Annotated in this window: 22 protein-coding genes; 1 reads left to right on the forward strand and 21 read right to left on the reverse strand. The window is 62.8% G+C overall.

What is annotated here, in order from left to right; translation table 11 throughout:
- Window positions 1-348: 348 nt before the first annotated feature.
- On the forward strand, window positions 349-576 hold the full coding sequence (locus tag V6D91_RS10080) for a hypothetical protein (protein WP_347320135.1): 228 nt from the start codon (window positions 349-351) through the stop codon (window positions 574-576).
- On the opposite strand, the gene V6D91_RS10085 is transcribed toward V6D91_RS10080, so the two are convergent.
- The 21 genes from V6D91_RS10085 to V6D91_RS10185 form a co-directional block, all read right to left on the reverse strand.
- Window positions 568-786: a hypothetical protein gene (locus tag V6D91_RS10085; RefSeq protein WP_347320137.1), complete on the reverse strand. Its 219-nt coding sequence runs from the start codon at window positions 784-786 to the stop codon at window positions 568-570. The two genes, V6D91_RS10080 and V6D91_RS10085, sit on opposite strands and share 9 nt — an antisense overlap.
- Window positions 783-1,079, reverse strand: a complete 297-nt coding sequence (locus tag V6D91_RS10090) for a hypothetical protein (protein ID WP_347320139.1) — start codon at window positions 1,077-1,079, stop codon at window positions 783-785. The genes V6D91_RS10085 and V6D91_RS10090 overlap by 4 nt, the downstream gene beginning before the upstream one ends.
- Complete coding sequence (locus tag V6D91_RS10095) at window positions 1,076-1,582, reverse strand: hypothetical protein (RefSeq protein ID WP_347320141.1); 507 nt, start codon at window positions 1,580-1,582, stop codon at window positions 1,076-1,078. The genes V6D91_RS10090 and V6D91_RS10095 overlap by 4 nt, the downstream gene beginning before the upstream one ends.
- A gap of 13 nt (window positions 1,583-1,595) precedes the next feature.
- A complete protein-coding gene (locus V6D91_RS10100) occupies window positions 1,596-3,089 on the reverse strand; it encodes a hypothetical protein (RefSeq protein ID WP_347320143.1) in 1,494 nt (497 codons plus the stop codon).
- Window positions 3,086-3,931 carry a hypothetical protein gene (locus V6D91_RS10105; protein WP_347320144.1) on the reverse strand — a complete coding sequence of 282 codons (846 nt, stop codon included), beginning with the start codon at window positions 3,929-3,931 and terminating at the stop codon, window positions 3,086-3,088. The genes V6D91_RS10100 and V6D91_RS10105 overlap by 4 nt, the downstream gene beginning before the upstream one ends.
- On the reverse strand, window positions 3,931-4,941 hold the full coding sequence (locus tag V6D91_RS10110; protein ID WP_347320146.1) for a hypothetical protein: 1,011 nt from the start codon (window positions 4,939-4,941) through the stop codon (window positions 3,931-3,933). Before V6D91_RS10110 ends, V6D91_RS10105 begins: the two co-directional genes overlap by 1 nt.
- 9 nt (window positions 4,942-4,950) lie before the next feature.
- The gene (locus tag V6D91_RS10115; protein ID WP_347320148.1) at window positions 4,951-5,331 is read right to left on the reverse strand and encodes a hypothetical protein; all 381 of its coding nucleotides are present in this window, start codon (window positions 5,329-5,331) and stop codon (window positions 4,951-4,953) included.
- Window positions 5,332-5,339: 8 nt separating this feature from the next.
- A complete protein-coding gene (locus V6D91_RS10120) occupies window positions 5,340-7,670 on the reverse strand; it encodes a hypothetical protein (protein WP_347320150.1) in 2,331 nt (776 codons plus the stop codon).
- On the reverse strand, window positions 7,670-10,903 hold the full coding sequence (locus V6D91_RS10125; protein WP_347320152.1) for a tape measure protein: 3,234 nt from the start codon (window positions 10,901-10,903) through the stop codon (window positions 7,670-7,672). Before V6D91_RS10125 ends, V6D91_RS10120 begins: the two co-directional genes overlap by 1 nt.
- Window positions 10,900-11,130 carry a hypothetical protein gene (locus V6D91_RS10130; protein ID WP_347320154.1) on the reverse strand — a complete coding sequence of 77 codons (231 nt, stop codon included), beginning with the start codon at window positions 11,128-11,130 and terminating at the stop codon, window positions 10,900-10,902. Before V6D91_RS10130 ends, V6D91_RS10125 begins: the two co-directional genes overlap by 4 nt.
- Window positions 11,061-11,432 carry a DUF6631 family protein gene (locus V6D91_RS10135; protein WP_347320157.1) on the reverse strand — a complete coding sequence of 124 codons (372 nt, stop codon included), beginning with the start codon at window positions 11,430-11,432 and terminating at the stop codon, window positions 11,061-11,063. Before V6D91_RS10135 ends, V6D91_RS10130 begins: the two co-directional genes overlap by 70 nt.
- 7 nt (window positions 11,433-11,439) lie before the next feature.
- The gene (locus V6D91_RS10140; RefSeq protein ID WP_347320159.1) at window positions 11,440-12,192 is read right to left on the reverse strand and encodes a hypothetical protein; all 753 of its coding nucleotides are present in this window, start codon (window positions 12,190-12,192) and stop codon (window positions 11,440-11,442) included.
- A gap of 17 nt (window positions 12,193-12,209) precedes the next feature.
- A complete protein-coding gene (locus V6D91_RS10145; RefSeq protein ID WP_347320161.1) occupies window positions 12,210-12,401 on the reverse strand; it encodes a hypothetical protein in 192 nt (63 codons plus the stop codon).
- Window positions 12,398-12,826, reverse strand: coding sequence for a hypothetical protein (locus tag V6D91_RS10150; RefSeq protein WP_347320162.1), 429 nt, complete (start codon window positions 12,824-12,826; stop codon window positions 12,398-12,400). Before V6D91_RS10150 ends, V6D91_RS10145 begins: the two co-directional genes overlap by 4 nt.
- 221 nt (window positions 12,827-13,047) lie before the next feature.
- Window positions 13,048-14,037, reverse strand: coding sequence for a hypothetical protein (locus V6D91_RS10155; protein WP_347320165.1), 990 nt, complete (start codon window positions 14,035-14,037; stop codon window positions 13,048-13,050).
- A gap of 3 nt (window positions 14,038-14,040) precedes the next feature.
- Window positions 14,041-14,268: a hypothetical protein gene (locus V6D91_RS10160; RefSeq protein ID WP_347320167.1), complete on the reverse strand. Its 228-nt coding sequence runs from the start codon at window positions 14,266-14,268 to the stop codon at window positions 14,041-14,043.
- A 107-nt stretch (window positions 14,269-14,375) separates the two neighbouring features.
- Window positions 14,376-14,804 (reverse strand): DUF1320 domain-containing protein, encoded by a 429-nt coding sequence (locus V6D91_RS10165; protein WP_347320169.1) that lies wholly within the window; start codon window positions 14,802-14,804, stop codon window positions 14,376-14,378.
- A complete protein-coding gene (locus tag V6D91_RS10170) occupies window positions 14,801-15,013 on the reverse strand; it encodes a hypothetical protein (RefSeq protein WP_347320171.1) in 213 nt (70 codons plus the stop codon). Before V6D91_RS10170 ends, V6D91_RS10165 begins: the two co-directional genes overlap by 4 nt.
- A gap of 5 nt (window positions 15,014-15,018) precedes the next feature.
- Window positions 15,019-15,936 (reverse strand): Mu-like prophage major head subunit gpT family protein, encoded by a 918-nt coding sequence (locus V6D91_RS10175; RefSeq protein ID WP_347320173.1) that lies wholly within the window; start codon window positions 15,934-15,936, stop codon window positions 15,019-15,021.
- Window positions 15,937-15,940: 4 nt separating this feature from the next.
- On the reverse strand, window positions 15,941-16,918 hold the full coding sequence (locus V6D91_RS10180) for a phage protease (protein ID WP_347320175.1): 978 nt from the start codon (window positions 16,916-16,918) through the stop codon (window positions 15,941-15,943).
- Between the two features lie 160 nt (window positions 16,919-17,078).
- Window positions 17,079-17,534, reverse strand: coding sequence for a phage virion morphogenesis protein (locus V6D91_RS10185; RefSeq protein WP_347320177.1), 456 nt, complete (start codon window positions 17,532-17,534; stop codon window positions 17,079-17,081).
- Window positions 17,535-17,553: the final 19 nt, after the last annotated feature.

The raw sequence follows: 17,553 nt of genomic DNA on the forward strand, positions 1-17,553 counted from the left end.
CGTTCAAGGGGGCCGCTTTGACGGGGCATCCTGCCCCGGCAAAGCTGAACCGGCCTTCCTTGGCCGGTTCACCCCCTTGCCCAACCTGGCATCACGGCGGCCTTGTGTAAAGGCGCGCGATAGTTTGCGCAGTTTAGCGCGATAGTTTGCACACATTAAAGCGGCATTGAAGGGCTGAATTAAGCATGCTAAGAACAGCCTGAACAAACGCAAGGATGAGGCAATATGCGCTCTGCAGTTCTCCTGTCCACCATGTGGTGCAACTGCGTTATGGCTGGCGCCCAAACTTGGGACCCAGCTGACTATTGCGATCAGTACCGTCCGGATCCTGTGAAGGCTGAGAGGTGTATGCAGGATCGCATTCAGGATATGCGCCTTCAGCAGCTGCGCACCCTGCGAGAGAAGGCTCAAGAAGCGCGCATGCTCTTGATTGAGGCGCAAGTCCGCAGGCTCATCCCCATGCCTCTGTGGCGACAGCGCGAAGAAATCATGCGTATGAATCCTGAGATTCGTGGGATTGTGGCTCAGCGCTTGGGCATCGTGGTCCGCGGCGTGAATGATCGGCCGTTAGACTGAATAGACACGCTCACCGACCGGGGCCTTGGTTGCAAGGCCACCCTCAATCTTGACGCGGTCGCCGGCCTGGAGATGATCCATGGCACGCGCATGAACACCGCCCCTTGGCGTGGCGACATGCACCATCTCACCATGAACGGCCACCACAACTCCATAGAGCATGCGCTCTTGCCGTAAAAGATCGGACAGGCTCTTGAGGGCAAAGCTCATCGCGGCTGCTCCAGGGTGAGTTGGGTATCGATGGCCGCCTCCGACACCGTGATCTGGATGCCCGTCACCTTGGCGCGGTAGGGGCTTGCCGTGGATGGGTCGGTCGCCTCGACGATCTGCCCAAGCCTGATCCCGGGCCGGAAAACCACCGCCATCTCGATGCGGTTGAAGGCGTGCGCATGGGCGTCCATCTCGGCCGTCCCGCGATGGATGAGTGCATCATCGGATAGCAGCGGCTCGACGATGGGGGCCCCTTCGCGTGCGCCATCGCCACGGTAGACTTCGATAATCACGATGCCACCCCCTTGATCAGGGCCAGGATTGAGAAATCCGTCTCGCCGTTGAGCGTGGACGGCGACGCTAGGGCATAGACCAAGGCCTGGGCATCATAGGTGACCTTGGCCACCGCCACCCCCTTGCTCGATGCCTTCACCGTGACCTTGTCGGGCTGTAGCGAGAGGCCGCCAAGGCTGCGTCCATACCAGACCGCCTGCGAGAGGCCGGAGCGTGCCGGCTTGGAGAGCTGCGCCGTGTCATCATCCTCAAACATCAACTCATCCTCCACCTTCACCACGGTGCTGCCGCGCTCAGAGAGCGAGCCCGCCGAGCATGATGTTCCTGTGATGGCGACGTTGTCGGACTTGTAGACGAGGATGTAGACGGTCTCGCCAGGGTTGAAGGAACTCTTGCCGCCGTTGAGCCCATCGGGTCGGGTATCGATCTCGGCGGAGAGGTGGCCGTCTGCTCCTGATCCATCGGGATTGCCGAACTGAACGCGGATGGTGGCCTGGGCCATCGAGGTGTCTCCTTTAGATATCGATGAGGACGAACTGCACTTCCTCATCCATGGGGAGTGCGACGCGCCATTCGAGCGACGTGGTGGTATAGGTGATGCGCAGCAGGCTGTATCCGCGGGTGGCCGCCGTGAGTTCCTGACCGGAAGCCGTCACATCGCCAAGATCGACATGCTGCCATGCGCGATCCACAATGGCGGTCACCGGATACCGCGTGCTTGCCCGCCCGTCGATGAACTCGACGGTCTCGACCTCCATGCGCGTGACTGAACCAAGGCTTGCAATGACCGTATCCGGGTGGCCGGTGTGGGCGAGCTGCACCGGCCGCGCGGTGGCGAGATAGGCACGCACGGTGCCGCGGTTGGCATCATCCTCATCACGCACATATTCCAGCCGATCAAGGGATGCGCTCGATCCGCCATCTTCGTTGGCGATGGTCACCCGGTTGAAGCCGCGCATGGGCGCGATGCTCGCCTGCGATGCGATCACATCCGCATCGAACAGGCTATGCATGACGGCGGCCGTGCCATATTGCGGGATGCTGACCGGGTGCCGACGGCGGCAGATGATGGTGCCATCCGGCGCGGATTCGATCAGCCCACCGATGGCGCCGACGATGGCGCGCGCGGCGGCCAGCGGCGTGGTGTTCTCAAAGGCGAGGCGGCCTGCTGGGATGATCCAGTCTGGGAGTTGCCAGTCCACCGGGCCGACCAGCGCCTCCACCGCCGCACGCGCTTGAATCGCTTTGGACTCGAAGAAGCGGATCGTTCCGGCGAATGGCGCATCCAACCTTGCCACGGGCGAGATGGCCGTCAGTTCCATCCGCCGCTCGCCGACTGCTGGACGCGAAAGCGTTTTGCCGTCGACGATCAGTGCGAAGGTTTCCAGGCCGAGGTCAAGGGAGATCGCATCGCCGATGCTGATGGCAGCAAAGTCTGAGAGGTTGGCGATCTCCACCCGCGCGATCCAGACGGGGCTATCTTCGTCGCAGGAGAGCGCGGCCTCGATGATCCCGATCTTCCGGCCCTGCCATGTCATCTCCGGCGTATTCACCACCGCCTGAAGCCTGCCATCCTCGAGGATGGCCCATGAGGCCATGAGCCTGCGGACTATGCGGTCGACATCGGTCACATCGTAGGCATGCACATGCCTGGCTGCCACGCGCTGGGTGAGCCAGTAGGCGTAGACGTGTCGAGCCTTGGACTGATGCATGTCTCCCCACCGTGCCACATGCATCCTGCGGTGATAGCGCATGTCCCCGTAAGGGTGTCGTAGACCGCCCTCGAGCCGAAGTCCGTAAGGGGACTGGTGATGCTGCGCAAAGCGGAGCGACCAGCTCGCCTGGTGCCGCCATGCGCGCTCACGGGCCAGTTCCCATGCCGTGACATGGGCCACGAACACTTCGGTCGTGCCCCAAGCCGCCTTGAAGCGGCGCTTGATGATGGGCGGGCCGGCGTCGACATGGATGCCCGCGCCGAAGGTGATGGCAAGCGATAGCCCCAGGGTCATAGCACGTCGAAGCGCTCAGGGGCAGGCACGGCGTAGGGCTGATCCTTCTCGCTCCCGGTCATCGCGATCCAGCCTGGCATGACGACTTCTTCCTGCGCATAGCCATCGGTGAGGATCAATATCTCGTTGAACTCGCCGAGGATGCAGGCGCTGATGCCTGTGTCCCGATTCGGGAATTGCGGCACGGCCATTCTTGGCAATGGGGAACCGACATGGCGCCGGCCGTTGAAGCTCCAGCCCTCACCGAAGGGCGACCAGGTCCCAGTCCATGGCGATGGATTGATGACTCCATATTCGTTCTTCGCATAGGGCGGATACCAAGCGCCCCAGGCCTTCCAGATGCCATAGCGGGCACACAGCCCTTGATGGGTATCGGATGGGTATCTACGAGATGTTACCCCGGCAGCTGTGAAACGCATTTTTACGCCTGTGCTACTTGTCTGGTCCTCCTCCGTGCCATGCATCCACCACCACCCTGCCTCTCCATCCGCTGCGAATAAGATCGTGATCTTGGGTGATGGCGGGGTTACCAAGTCTGGACTCAAGATGAGACTGGCATTGGCATAGGCATGGGCATCGAGGTAATTGGCTCCATAGACCGGATGCGCAAAGATCGACACACTGCCACCATCCTGCATGCTGAATGCCCAATGAGGGGCGTCATCATGAGCTGTGCCTGCACTCAAGCCTGCGCGGATGAAATCAATGCCATTCGCGGTGTCGAGCAGGATGTTGAATCCGGCATTTGTCACATAGGTCTTTATGTGCCCGAACAGGGTCTGCATGGCAGCCGCGTCGAAGGCGCCGGCTGGGTAGGTCTTCTTAAAGCCAACACGCGCCATCACGCGCTCTCCCCATGGATCGCCAGCGAGCAGTAGTCGTTGGCCAGGCTGAACGTGCCCGCTGGCACCTGGCGTCGATACCAGATGGGAATCGCGGCGGGGTGCGTGGTGAAGGTCACCTTGTCATTGGCTGCGAAGGTGCCGCCCCAGGCGATGGATTTGATGGTGAAGAACGGCGTGCCTGTCGCAGGATTGATAGGTGCATAGTCGGCGCTGATCGAGCCTGGGCTGCCTAATGGGCCGGTCGTGGTACCCGACACCGTGAAGGCTGTTGGGCTCGTGAAGGTCAAGGTCCAGGCCTCTTCCACCGCCCCCTTGTTGTGGGCCACGACGTTCCCGACGGTCGCGGCATCGAGCGTACCGGATGCGCTGTTGACCGTGATGTCTGTCACCGCCCCTGATACGCGCGGCAACTCGAAGACACTGGAGACCAGCGTGGTTGCCATGGCGTAGTTATTGGTGAGCGCTGGAGAGACGTCGATGGTGGCGAAATCCGGCCCGTAGCTCACGGCGCTGATCGTCACCCATTCCTCATTGCCTGCGCCGCCCGTGCTTGGGCGATCCGAGACCCGCAGCCGGTCGCCGATGCGGAAGGGTTGCAAGGTGGCGTATTCGGACGGGTGCTCGCAGGCCACCTTGATCTGCGTGGCGCCGGATGGGGCGGCCTCGTAGAGCGCGCCGATGCCATAGGGCCGTCCGGCGACTTGCTGCTCGGTGTCGGTCTGCGTGCCCGGATAGAACACCACGAAATCGCCTGCGGGCGTGAGGGCATCGAGGAACAGGCGCACATTGAGCAGCGCCGTGTCCTGGTTGCTCGCGACGTGGATGAAGGCCTTGCGCCACTTCGTGCTGCCGGCCAGTCGCTCGGACTGCGAAACATCAGGGAAGAGGTTGTTCTTCACGCCGGAGACCAAGAGCGATCCGGCCATCCGGCCGCCATTCTGGGCGGGGGTGACATCGGACATCATGGCCGCAGGCCGCCAGACGATTTCGTGATCGAGAATGGGCATGGGTTCCTCTCAAACAGTCATGAGCTTCAGGGTGGCAAGGTAGAAATCGCCGGGTTTCGGGGTGGCCACCGGCACCAGCGGCCTGGCTTCGAAGGCCGGGGCGTCATGGTGGCGGAACATCACCTGATAGGCCTGGCCACGCAGGGTGAGTGTGTAGATGCCTCCTGGGCTGGCAGCGCGCAAGGCCAGAGCTTCGATCTGGGCGCGAGTGAACCAACCCGAGTCCGGTTCGGATTCCAGTGTGATGGGCAGTCCGGCCTGCAATGGGCCGTAGAACACCACCATGGAGCCGTCGAGAGCACGCTGCACGGACTGCGCGACCTGATTGGATGCAAACTCGTCTGTCCATATGAGGCCAGGCGGTAGAGGAATGCCGTCCAGGATGATCATGCTTCTTCCTACCGAAACTCGGGGCGGATGTAGTACAGAAAGCGTGTACTGACTGAGCTGAGCGCCGCGAGGCTGCTCACCTCAACCATGTCGCCATTGAGCCCAAGCAGGCAATCACCCACCTCATGCGTGCCAGTGCCGAGGAAAGTTCCGAAGCGCACATCAGGATGGATGACGATGTTCCTGTAGTTTGGCCAGCTTGCTGCGTTGCTATCGATGACGGCTTGGAATGCTGCGCGCATGGCCGCATCATCGATCAGCGTTCCATCTCGTTTGTAGAATCGGTCGATCCACAAGACGTCGTACCAAGACCAAGAATTATTCTGAGATGATGGCGGGTTGGGGACGCACCAGCGGAGGTCATCTCCATCCATCACCACGTATTCAGTGATGCCTAGCAATGCCGCGACCTGCTGCAGCATCGCGCGCGTGAGGGTGATCGACACGGCCTCCACAGGCGCCCATACGTTCTCCGAGCCATTCCAGCTCAACTTTTCGGCATTGACACGGATGGGCGGCCCGTAAGGTCCCCACCCCGAATATTTGGGCCAAGGACGCTGCCACCATCCATCGATGGTTATGGCTGTGTACGTCTGATAGCCCGTCACAAAGTAGGTTGACGGATCGATGAGTGGTTGATGGCTTGGCTTGCTGATTGAGCGATTGAGGAAACTAACTCCATCGTTGTAGATATCAAAGCCCCCCATAGAGCCCTCGTAGTCATAACGTCCATCAGCCGCATATTTCTTGATGGCGCCCCACATTGGTCCATATTGCGGATCGAAGCTCGCTATATTCCATGTCCAGTTCTTTGTGGCTTTCAACGCAGGCATGTTGGCTGGCGTCGTTTCAGGATGGTCAGGGGCGGTGAGGGCAAGGCTGAACATAATCGAGTATTGGCCGCCTCCCGTCTGCCAAACTGAGCTCTGTAACTGTGGATGCAACTGCTCAAAAGTAAACGTACTCGCATAGTTCATCCCTGAAATCGACACGCATCCGGCAAGGTGTTTCGTCTCGCCAGGCTCAAGATGCACCCACGCCTGCCATGATGCGGCCTGCACTACAAGCCCGACGGCGAAATCGAATGTATTTCCCACCTTGACCACAAAACGGAATGTGGTGAGATTCTTCATATCGAAAACGGCATCGAATTCGATACCCGCTCTGAGCGCAGGGCTGCGCGTGAATATCACCTCGAGCGGAGGAATGACGCCCTTCGTCAACCCTGGGGTGTAGCTGATCAGCGATGGCATGTACGATAGCGATATAGGCTGCATCGACATGCGCAGCTTGCCTGCGACGCCAGATACACTGGCCAGGCAATAGCGCGGTCCGGTCTGGTAGCCATAGGCCAGCAGGATGACGCGCAGATGATATGTGCCATAACTTTTCGGCTCGAACCATTCATGACTTGGCGTTAAGATCGAGAAATTAAAATCGACGTTGCCATGTCGAATCACACCGTCATCATCAATAGACATCTTATTCCAGCTGATAGGCCACAGGTTGTCAGACATCTTTCCTGCTTTAAGCATTGGAATGATGTTTCTGCTGGCAATCTGCCCTGATTCCATGTGCATCACCTCGACCACAGCGGCGATGCCGAAAAAGCCAGGACTTTCGCTGAGCTGGTATGTAAGCGGCTGTGCAGGATCGATGCGATCCGCTGCAGAATCAGGAATCGGCCGTTGAGCGAAACGCACCCAGAGGTCGACGACTTGCTCAAAGACGAGACGCACTTGCCCACTCGTCTCATGCTCCAAGCCTTGGACCCCAGCTATCCACAAGGTACGGTCATAGAGTGCAAAATAAGGTGCCTGCTCGGTCTTCCACTGCGTCAGCTCCCATCGGATATTGCCGCCACCAGACAAATGGATCGTGTAGTCGAAGTCGATGGGTTCGGAAAAAAGCTCGCGTGGCAGCATCGGACAAGGCGTGGGCGGCTGCGATGTTGCATTGGCTGAGAAAGGAACGGAGAGGCGCGCAGCGATACCTTTTGACCCTGGACTGCCAACGCGCATTGCCGCGCCACGTCCGAGGCGAGTGGAGACGGCGATACGCAAGCCTTGGCCCTTGCTTGACGGCGATGCGTAATGACTCTCTACGCACTGGCTGTACGCCTGCCTCATAGCATCGTCGATCTTGCGGACGACCTGATAGTAATAGCTGCGCGCCAGCTCGCTGACCCTGTTGCCGTATGATGGCGCTCCAAGCACCCAATCTTGATCAACGGCGGGCCAGTCCAATACCCATAAGTCACAGCCATGCCGCTGCCGCGCTTCGCGTTCGGCTTTTTCCCATGTGCATGTGAAAAATTTGATGGGAATGGCCTGCTTCATCACGCCCCCCTCGAGAGTTCACGCATGGCCTGGGCAAAGGCATTGACCTGGTCGCGTGCGCCAAACAGGGTGGCATGGCGGCCCTGAATGCTGGCCTCCACGCGCACATAATCGCGCGGCATCTGGACGGTCACATTCAGCGGGGTGCTGGTGTTTCTTGGGCCAATGGCGAGATAGTCAGGCAGGTTGCTGAAGACATCGCGCCCGGCATCGCCTAAAAATCCGCCGCCAGCAAAACGCGGGATGGCCTCACGCGGCAAAAGTCCTTGGTTGATGGCGGCCAAAAGCGCCTGGCCGTATTTGCGCACGCTGGCGGCCCGGATCACGTACTCACCGGCCGAGAGAAAGGCAGGAATCGAGTCACTGGTGGATGTGCCCGGCCCATGCACGGGGCCGGGGGTGATGCGTCTGAACCGCGGCAGCATGCCGCCGCGCGCAAAGGCGAGGATGGGGCCGCCCATGGCGCGCGTCTGCACGGTCTGGACGTAGACGGTGTGGGTGCTGGAGGTGGGCTGCCTGAGCGCATCGATCGCGGCCTGGGCCGCCCCCGTATCGGGCCGGACAGTGTGGGTGGACTCGCTCGGCTGCTTGAGGCGGGCCAGGATGGCCTCGGCCTCGGCCGGATCGAGGTTGACCTTGCGCGGGTTTTGCAGCTGCTGGTCCATGTTCTTGGACAGCATCAGCAGCGTGCCCTCCGCGACCTGCATGTCCACCTCGGCAGGCAGTTTGATGCCGTACTCCTTGCCTTGGCCCACAGCGGCCACCAGCTCGCGCAGGCTTGCGCGCAGGCTGTCGGCATCGGCCTTGACGTTGAGCTTGGCCTCCTGGTTGTCGATATCCTTGGTGCTCTTGACCAGGGCCTCGAGGTCGCGCTGCACCGCCTGGGCATTACTCTGTACGGTCAGGGCTACGTCCTTGAGGGCACGCAGCTGCTCGATCTGGCGGATCAGCCCCGCGGCGGCCTCCATATCGCCCTGGAACTTGAGGTTGATGGCGACATCGCGCTTGGCCTGAATCTCCTCGATATCGCGCCGCAATTGCGCCATGCGCGCCGAGGCTTCGCCGAAGCCGGCATTGAGGTTGCCCGCCGCATCGCGCGAGCTATCCGCCACGCCCTTGAGGGCGGCATCGACGATCTTGTAGGACTCGGCGATCTTGGCGGCGGAGGTCTCGACCGCCTGCTGTTCACTGACCAAGACTTGGGTGACGGACTTGGTGCCATCCGCGACCTTGCGCGTGACTTCCGTGGCATTGCGCTCGGCGATGGCCATGGCCTGCTCGGCCAGCCGTTGGGCCTGCTGGTAGTTGCCCTGCTCAAGCGCGGCGCGTGCTGCGGCGTTCTTTTCATCGATCTGCCGCAGGCGGTCCTGATAGGCCGCGTAGTCATCCATGGCCTTTTGCCGCAGGGCGCGGATGCGGTCCTCCACGCTCATCTTGAGCATGGCGCGCTGCTCATCCGCCGCGCGTGCGGCGGCCAGCAGGCGCTGCTCTTCGGCAATCATCTGATCGATGGTCTGCCGGTAGGCGGTTTCGAGCTGGCCGTAGATTTGCAGGCGGGCATCGAGGCCCTGGCGTTCGATCTCGGTGGTGTCCTGACCGGCGGCGCGTGCGAGTTCGGCCATGCGGCCATAGACCTGGCTGACCACCTGCTCGCTCTGCGCAGCCCATTCGCGCATGGCTTGCATGCGCGCGGCGGCGGCCTCGCGCTCGATGTTGGCGCCTTCGAGGATTTTCTCCCGCTCGCTGGCCTGGCTGTTTTCCAAGAGCTGCCGGCGCTCGGCATAGTGCTGATCAAGCGCGGAAAGTTGCTGCTGGAGGCCTTGTTGCAGGGCCTGAAGACTGGTCTTGCCATCCTCGCCCAGGCTTTTGAGGACATCACCCGCGCTGGCAATAGCGGCACTCAGGCGCTGGTCGATCTGGTCGGCCAGGGTTTTGGCGGCGCCTTCGACCAGACGCAGTTGATCGGCGGTGAAGGGCAGGCGCGCGGTGAACTCATCCCAGGCCTGCTTGCCCTTGAGCAGGGCAAGAAACTGGACATCAGCGGCGCTGGCGGTGCCATCGGCCACGCGCTTGGTGATCATCTCGATGGTGCGCAGGCGGTTTTCCGCGATCTCTGCGGCGCGCCCATCCGCGAGCGATTGCTTGAAGCCTTCCCATTGCTGGGTCAGGCTTGTGAATAGGTCGACGCCGGCAAAGGCGGCAAGCCCAAGAAGACCGCCGCGCAGCTTGCCAAGCACCTCCACCAGCCCGCCCGCTGCGCTGATGGCCGCGGCCATGCGCGCCACCCATGCCCCGCCGAGGACCACCAGCACGGCACCGATGACCTTGGCCACTACATCAAGGTGCTGCGATAGGGCGATGATGGCCGAGGCCAGCTTGCCTGAGGCGCCGGTGGCCTGGTCGATATCCCCCACATAGCGCACGAAGGCATTCTTGAGCTGCTGGAAGGCGCCGCTGATGGTCTGCGGCATCTGAGCATACTCGGCCGCGAGCTTGTCCTTTTGCGACAGCAGGGCCTGGACTACGGCCTCCGCGGTCAGCTTGCCCTCTTCGGCCATCTTGCGCAGCGCACCGATGGGCACGCCCATCCCATCGGCAATGGCCTGCATCAGGCGCGGGCTGGCCTCCATCACGGAGTTGAACTCATCCCCGCGCAGCACACCTGAGGCCAGGGCTTGCCCGAGCTGGAGGATGGCCCCCGAGGCTGCGCCTGCCTCGGTGCCGCTGATGGTGAAGGACTGGCCGATGGCCTCGGTCAGGGCCAGTGCTTCCCGCTGGGTGCCGCCCAGGCCACGCACAGCGCCTTGCAGCTTGCCATACAGGCTGACCGTGGCCTCAAGGCCGGTATTGGTGCGCTGGGCGATGGCGAAGGTCTGCTCGGCCGCGGTGTTGTACTCGGCCTGCGTCTGGGTGGCGAGCTTGAGGCGGCCCTGGAGCGTGCTCCACTGATCGGCCGCACGGGTAAGGCTTGTCGCCGCGCCAAGGCTCATCAGCCCGGTGGCGAACAGGCGCAGCTGGTTGCTGGCCCTGCCGATGGCTTCATCCAGGCGCTTGGTGCCCGCGGCACCATCCTCCATGCCGCGCCTGATCTTCCCGCCCGACTCCATGGCAGCCTGCCCAAGCCCTTGGGTGGCCCCACGCACCTTGTCCACGGATTGGCGGATGCGCTCGATGGCCCCGCCGGTCTCATCCTTGGCGGTGATCTTGAGTGCGAGATTCAAATCACCGTTCATGATGCATTCATGGCGGTGTAAAGCTGCTTCCAGGCCTTATCTTCGGCCATGGCTGAGCGGGCGATGAGCATGGCCAGCCGCGACTCATCTGCCTTGCGCGTGCTCGCTGCGCGATGGAAGGCGCGGTATTCGGACAGGCTCATGTCCATCACCTCGGTCAGGCGGTAGCCTGCGCCGATGAGGGCGTCGATGCCGCGGACAAGTGCATGCTCGAAATCGTCATCCACGCTCGCTCGATGGTCGGCAGGATGCGCTGGACGAAAAAATCGGCGTTGACCTCGATCACTTCGGCCGCCAGGGCCACCAGCACATCGGCCTCGCGCTCCTCCAGCCAGGCCCGCTCGATGCCGGCGCCGATGCAGACGGCTTCGATCAGAGCCTCGGCATGCTGGGCCAAGGCTGCGAGCACATCGCCTTGGGCAAGGGCCTTGGCGATGGGCTCCACCGCCCGCACAAAGGCGGGCAGCTGCCTGATCTTGATGGGGGCGACGGTGATGGCGCGGCCATCAATGGTCACGGTCTTGGTCATGGCGCCCTCACACGAACACGATGCGGCCGAACTGGCCCAGCGCGGAGTCCTGCGGCTTGGTCAGGTCCGCCAGCACGTTGCCAGAGAGCTCAAACTGCAAAAGCTCGTCGGTGATGATGGACAGCTCTTTGGCCGGGTTGATGGCCACGCGGTAGAGGTCGATCACCACCGGGCGATTGCCATCGGCCGTGTTCAGGCCCTCGAAGCGCACCCATCGCTCAGGCAGCGGCAAGGTGAACATGCTCGTGACCGTCGCCTCATCATGGGTATAACTGGCCTTGAAGGGCTCCTGGTACGGGCCGCCGGTGGTGGTATCCAAGAAGACGATGGAGCCATGCGCGCCATTCACGCGGTATTGGGCGCTCGGCAGGGTCTTGGGCGTGGCACTGCTATCGGTGATCAGCACGTTGCTGACATTCTGATGGGCCAGCACGGCCATGCCGCCGGCCACCGCCGGGGTCGGGAGCGCTTCATCGGTCACACTCCCTGCTTCCTGGGTCAGGCTGCGGCCATAGAGTGCCAACTCCATGTTGACCTTGAGCATCTCCTCGAGGGTGCAGGAAAACTCGCCCTTCTTTTCTTTGATGATGGTGAGGTCGGTCAGGCGCTGCCCGGTCTGCGATTCCTTATGCTCCAACGTCTCGACCGAGAGGTTGACGGACAGCTTGGGCACGTTGCCCACCGGCAACAGCATCTTGGGGTTGCCCTGTGCATCGCGCTCACCGATGTAGATGCGGCCTTGGCCTGAGAAATACGCCATGATGGATCTCCTTTGGGTCAGTCAGTGGTCGATGACGGAATGGATGAAGGGGCCTTAGTGGCAGGCCGCCTGTGAGGATTGCTACCCGGATGACTGGCTATGCCTTGCTCGATCAGCCATGTGGCCAGGCTGGGCGGAACATCGAGCTTCTCGCCAGCGGCATGGCGGCGGCCTGCATGGGTGTGTGGCTGGATCAGCTTGAGCTTCATGCCGGGTCTCCATGGATGATGGTTTCCACGGTGAAGGCCGTCGGAAGGTACTGAAAGCCCGCGCTGTAGCCCGGGCGCGGGGCGGCAGCGAGCTTGAGCGGCGTGCTGGCCCCTTCCGGCAGCCATCCCATCAGCGCATGACGCACCTGCCCCATCAGGACCAGACCATCTTCGCGGGCATCCTGGCCCGTGCGCGGCCCGCGCACATTGCGCACGGCGGCAACGACCAGCCAGGTCTGTTCGATGCGCGCGGTATGGCCATTGGAATTGACCTCCAGCGGGCGATCACCGTAATAGATGACGTGCACCGCAGGGGTCGGTTGACTGCCTTCGGCCACGCCATCGAGGTCCGCCGCAGAAAGCACGCGCACATGCGCGGGCAGGCGATCCTTCAGGCGATGGATCAGGGCGGCTTCGAGATGCATCACCGCGCCCCCCATCTTGAAGCCCAGACCCCACGGCGTGGCGCAGGCGCGGATGGAGGCTGGGCAGGCGGCGGTGCCGCAGGCGCATCCGTCATGACACAGACATCAACACGATGTCCCATGGCGCCAAGGCGGAGCTCGGGTTTGGCACTCATCATGGCCAGCGGGCCGATGGGCTGTGTGTTGATGATGGCGCCTGGCGTAGTCAAGACTGCCATGGATCAGGCCCCGATTTGCATGACAGTCTTGCGGCTGCTGGTGTTGCCGCAGCCAAAGACCATGTAGGTGCCATCCGGTCCGGTGATGGTGTCGCCCACCGATGCGGTGAATCCCCACGGCAGCATGTAGAGCGGGAAGTCCTTCAGCGGACCAAAGACGCCCCAGGCGCCTATCCAGACCCAGAGCGGATAGAACGGGGCCTTGGCCTCGGCATCCTGCGAGGTCATGAAGACCTTCATGCTTGAGCCGCCAGCATTGGTGTTGGATGCAGCCTCCCATCCGACAGGCGGCGCGATGTAGCCGTTATTGCCGTATTGGTTGTTCCCCCAGATGCGCTTCTTGCTGGTCTCGCTCTGGAGCATGGAGCGAGCCGGCGTAATCCAGGTGGGAAACGATAGGCCGGCGGAGCTTTTGGCATACACGCCGCCCGTGACAAAGGGCAAAAGATCGGTGATTGATTTGGGATGGCCGATGTTCTGGAACTCGGCACAAAAGAGCGGCGGGTAGTTGGCCGCATCGGCTGAGCGCTTGCTCACCACGATGGTGGTGTTCTTGACGAACACGTAGAAGTCCTGCACCGCATTCGCAGTGATGACCGTGTTCTTCAACGTGGAATCAAAGCTGTGATTGAACTCGGCCCCTGTGGTGTCCATCAGTTGCCGAGTGCTGGCATTCCAGCCATCCGCCGGGTGATAGACGTACAGCGTCGAACTGGAGAACATCCATGGCACAAAGGCACGGCTGTTGCCATCGGCAAGCAGTGGGCTTTGCAGCACCGCGATGTATCTCATGCCGCTCACACCGGTGAGCGATGGCGGCTCATCAATCTTGGTCCACGCACTGGGGTGGCTGGCATCCAGCAGCTGACTGGCTTGCTTGTCACATGAGCTTGACAGCATCCCTGGATCGGTCGCGCCCGTCATGATGGCCACGAGGTCCTTGACCACATCCAGCGCGACAGGCGATGCCGTGGTGGTGTATTTGAACAGCATGACTTACTCCACGATCTCGATGAATCCGTCCGCGCCCTGTGCCGTGCCCCGCACGGCGACCACCGGGGTGAGCAGGGCATCCACGGTCGGCTCGGTCACGCTGCCCGCGGGCCAGGCGTGCCAAAGCGCCTGATCTTGCTCAATGAGCTGGCGTGGGGAGAGGGTGTACTCCACCAAGAGGCTCCCGCCTTGGCCTGGGATAGCGGCAATGGAGACCAAATGCCGCGACATATAAAACACTGCAGACGCCTGCCCAGGCTTAATGACATGCCGCATGGACTCAGGCTTTGTTATTAGCGAATCAAGCCTTGTCTTGATCTGAGTTAGCAGGCTCAACATCACAGATACCCCTCAGCCTCAGCCCGTCCCCAGACCCGGCCGCCGCTGTCCATCCGCACGCCGCCTGCGCTCGATGCCGGGGTCGGCAGGCCGATGTGCATGCGTCCACTGGCGATGTCCTTGAGCATGGAGCGCGCGCCTTGCGCCGCCACGCGCTCCGGGGCGTGGTCGGTCAGGCGCGCGCCGTGGGCCATCATCAGCGCCTCACGCGCAAGCTCGCAGGCGATGCGCACGATCACGCGCGGCACCTGGGCCAGTGGCAGGGCGTAGCGCCCGGCCAGATGGGCATCGATCAGCGCATCCACATCCGCCAGCACGCCCTCCACCAGGGCGGCATCCGGCGTGCCGGTGCGGTCGCGATCCACCAGGGCCATGATCTCGTCCTCGCCATAGCGGGCGATCAGGTCGGTCAGGGCGCAGTAGCTCATAGCCGCTCCACGATCAGCATGCGGTCGGCCTCGATGGCCGCGAGCTGGTCATCACTGACCTCGACGATGCGCGGCGCGGCATCAAAGCAGAGCCCGGCCCGCCAGCGGCGGGCGGCCTCCGGCGAGACCCGCACGCTCAGGCGATGCGTGCGCGGGGTAACGGCCTCCGTGCCGTGGGCCGATGGAGTGGGTTGGCGACGGGCCATCATGTGCCTCACAGACGTTCGGAGACGATGACCTCGACCAGACCGCGGTTGGTGTTGGTCTGACCGTTCGCCAGGCGTTCGGCCATGGCGATGTCGAGGGCGGCGGCGCGCAGCTCAGGGGGGACCACCAGCACGTTGGGCTTAATCCCAAGCGGGCGGCCGCCATCGGCGGTGAAGCGCATCATGCGCGCATAGGCGGCGTTGAAGTGCTCGGCATCCAGCGGCTGGCGGCTCATGAAGGCCTGCTGCCAGAAGCCAAAGCCCACGTTGCAGCGCATATCCACGCCATAGCGGTAGATGTTGCTGGTGAACACCACCTCATCATCGCTCTTGGTCATGGCGACGAACTCGGGGCGCTTGCGCTCCTGATAGATGATCGGCTTGAGCACGTTGCGGGTATCGAGCAGATACCAGGCCGGGCCAGGGTTGCTGGCCGGCACGTCCATATTGCTGACCAGTTGCGCCGTACCGCTGCCATCCACGTTCGGATAGACCGGGTGGTCGGTGTCGAAGAAGTTCTGCCCGTCATAGCAGGTGGTGCTGGCACCGGCCTTGAGCAGGTCGAACACCAGGCGATCCGGGAACAGCGCTGCGGTGCGGCCCATGTGCGCCATCATCGGGGCATAGATGCCGACCTGGTCGTCCTCGATGTCGGTGCGCTTGACGCCCACCGTGCTCTCGAAGTCCTTGTTGTCGATGGCATAGCCATGCGCGGCCATGTCCTTGATGACGCGATCACCGATCCACTCGCGGAAGTCCGGGAAGTCGCCCAGCCAGCCGTAGGTGTTGCTGCGCGTGGTGGAAGGGACGATGGTGGCGAGCTTGGCGTATTGCGCCTCCGGCACGGCGGCCTCGAAGGCCGCCTGGTATTCCTTGCGGAAGCCCGTTTGCAGGGCGGTCAGAAGCTGCGGGGTGACGATGGCCATGGGATCACTCCTTATTCAAACGGGTCTTGAAGGCCAGGTATTCATCGGGCGACTGCCCAAGCAGACGGCAGGCGGCCAGCTCCTCCTCAGAGAGCGAAGGCTTGGCCTCCAAGGCCTTGCCCTCGGTCTGGATGCCCTTGAGCGCGGCGATGGACGGGGCGGTCTCGAGGAAGCGCTTGAGCGCGGCCAGATCGGTCTTACCCAGGTCACGCGCCCACGGCTCCATGGCCTGGATCAGGCGGCCATCCGCCAAGGCGGGGCCGATCAGGGCATCGATCTCATAACTCATCACCTGCGCACTCAGCGCGGCGACCTGCTCTTGCAGGCCCTTGACCACGTCGAGCGGGGCGGTCTGCGCCTTGAGGGCGGCCACGTGGGCCTCGGCCTCATCGGCCTTGGCCTTGAGGGCGGCGATAGCGGCATGGATGGCCTCCGGGGCGGCATCATCGGCCAGCCCCAGGAGCGCAAGGGTCTCCGGGGTCATATCAGGCTCCTGTGGGATGTGATGGGAGAGCGCGGCCACGGCGGCCATGCCGTCGAGCGCGGGGTCATTGGTCAGCGCGGCATGCAGCAGGCGCTGCACGCGCCCCTGCCGGTCGTAGCTGAACACGGGGGAGATAAAGCGGTACTCGCGCGATGCGATCATGGCGCGGGCGCGCTCGGTCCATTCCACGCCCACGGCCCAGAGGCCGGAGTCCCGCCATTCCAGCGCCTTGAACCACCCTGCCGCCGGGGCTGGCTGGCCGTTCTGTTCGGCGCGCAGGGTCTGATGCTCGTAGTCGATGACGTAGGGGTTGGCGCGTGCGGCGGCCGCCGCGATCAGGCGTTGGGCCTGCGCGCCATCCAGCCGCCAGGCGGGTACGTCCTGCGGGCGGCCATCGATGGCGCGAAACTCGCCCGCAGGTAAAAGCTGGATGGCGGACGGGGCCGCGCCATCCTGGGGCAGAAGATCGGCAGTGAGACAGGCGATGCGCGTGTTCATGCGGCCCATGATCAGGCCGCATGAACACGCTGGCGTGATGAACGATTTCAGTAGGGCGGCAGCACCCCGTTTAAAACCGCTTTAAAACGGCGTGTGAGGCGCTGGCATGGTGATGGCTATGGGATGGGATGGGCAGGACGCGCAAAGCGCCCTAAAAAGGCTATCGCTTGGACAGCGCTCCGCCAAGGTAGCCGCGCACGATGTCCATGATCTCGCCCTTGTCCTCCTCGCCCAGGCCAAGATAGGGCCGCGCGGGGATGATGGCCTTACGCTTGCGCCCGGCCTGCCCGCCGAACTGATGGATGGCGGCATAGCGTTTATTGCTGCCCACGATGGCGTAGTCCTTGCCATGCTCGGTCACGATGCTGGAGGCAAGCTGCCCCGAGCGCTGCAGGATGGGGTGGGCATCGCCACCGCGCGCCTTGATGGTGCGCGGGGCCAGCGGCGCCCAAGGCATGCCAGTGGCCGGGTCATGCTCCTGGTCGAAGGCGCGCTCGACGGCATCGGCCAGCACGCCAGCGATGTCCTGCATGGCCTGGGAGAGGTCGGAGGTGCGGCGGGCGAGCGCCTGGATGGCGTCGAGCACGTCGCGGTCGTCGTAGTCGATTTTGATCATGTGATGTCAGTCCATGCCC

Origin of the sequence: Thiofaba sp. EF100, from assembly GCF_039822285.1 — a bacterium.
GTDB lineage: Bacteria > Pseudomonadota > Gammaproteobacteria > Halothiobacillales > Halothiobacillaceae > Thiofaba.

Excerpts from the sequence above, each read along its gene's own strand:
- V6D91_RS10155 (WP_347320165.1), bottom strand. The coding sequence starts at position 14,037 with ATGCTGTTCAAATACACCACCACGGCATCGCCTGTCGCGCTGGATGTG.
- V6D91_RS10160 (WP_347320167.1), bottom strand. The coding sequence starts at position 14,268 with ATGTCGCGGCATTTGGTCTCCATTGCCGCTATCCCAGGCCAAGGCGGG.
- V6D91_RS10110 (WP_347320146.1), bottom strand. The coding sequence starts at position 4,941 with ATGCCCATTCTCGATCACGAAATCGTCTGGCGGCCTGCGGCCATGATG.
- V6D91_RS10180 (WP_347320175.1), bottom strand. The coding sequence starts at position 16,918 with ATGAACACGCGCATCGCCTGTCTCACTGCCGATCTTCTGCCCCAGGAT.
- V6D91_RS10185 (WP_347320177.1), bottom strand. The coding sequence starts at position 17,534 with ATGATCAAAATCGACTACGACGACCGCGACGTGCTCGACGCCATCCAG.
- V6D91_RS10095 (WP_347320141.1), bottom strand. The coding sequence starts at position 1,582 with ATGGCCCAGGCCACCATCCGCGTTCAGTTCGGCAATCCCGATGGATCA.
- V6D91_RS10175 (WP_347320173.1), bottom strand. The coding sequence starts at position 15,936 with ATGGCCATCGTCACCCCGCAGCTTCTGACCGCCCTGCAAACGGGCTTC.
- V6D91_RS10145 (WP_347320161.1), bottom strand. The coding sequence starts at position 12,401 with ATGAAGCTCAAGCTGATCCAGCCACACACCCATGCAGGCCGCCGCCAT.
- V6D91_RS10170 (WP_347320171.1), bottom strand. The coding sequence starts at position 15,013 with ATGATGGCCCGTCGCCAACCCACTCCATCGGCCCACGGCACGGAGGCC.
- V6D91_RS10125 (WP_347320152.1), bottom strand. The coding sequence starts at position 10,903 with ATGAACGGTGATTTGAATCTCGCACTCAAGATCACCGCCAAGGATGAG.
- V6D91_RS10080 (WP_347320135.1), top strand. The coding sequence starts at position 349 with ATGCAGGATCGCATTCAGGATATGCGCCTTCAGCAGCTGCGCACCCTG.
- V6D91_RS10135 (WP_347320157.1), bottom strand. The coding sequence starts at position 11,432 with ATGACCAAGACCGTGACCATTGATGGCCGCGCCATCACCGTCGCCCCC.
- V6D91_RS10140 (WP_347320159.1), bottom strand. The coding sequence starts at position 12,192 with ATGGCGTATTTCTCAGGCCAAGGCCGCATCTACATCGGTGAGCGCGAT.
- V6D91_RS10165 (WP_347320169.1), bottom strand. The coding sequence starts at position 14,804 with ATGAGCTACTGCGCCCTGACCGACCTGATCGCCCGCTATGGCGAGGAC.
- V6D91_RS10115 (WP_347320148.1), bottom strand. The coding sequence starts at position 5,331 with ATGATCATCCTGGACGGCATTCCTCTACCGCCTGGCCTCATATGGACA.
- V6D91_RS10100 (WP_347320143.1), bottom strand. The coding sequence starts at position 3,089 with ATGACCCTGGGGCTATCGCTTGCCATCACCTTCGGCGCGGGCATCCAT.
- V6D91_RS10120 (WP_347320150.1), bottom strand. The coding sequence starts at position 7,670 with ATGAAGCAGGCCATTCCCATCAAATTTTTCACATGCACATGGGAAAAA.
- V6D91_RS10150 (WP_347320162.1), bottom strand. The coding sequence starts at position 12,826 with ATGCATCTCGAAGCCGCCCTGATCCATCGCCTGAAGGATCGCCTGCCC.
- V6D91_RS10105 (WP_347320144.1), bottom strand. The coding sequence starts at position 3,931 with ATGGCGCGTGTTGGCTTTAAGAAGACCTACCCAGCCGGCGCCTTCGAC.
- V6D91_RS10085 (WP_347320137.1), bottom strand. The coding sequence starts at position 786 with ATGAGCTTTGCCCTCAAGAGCCTGTCCGATCTTTTACGGCAAGAGCGC.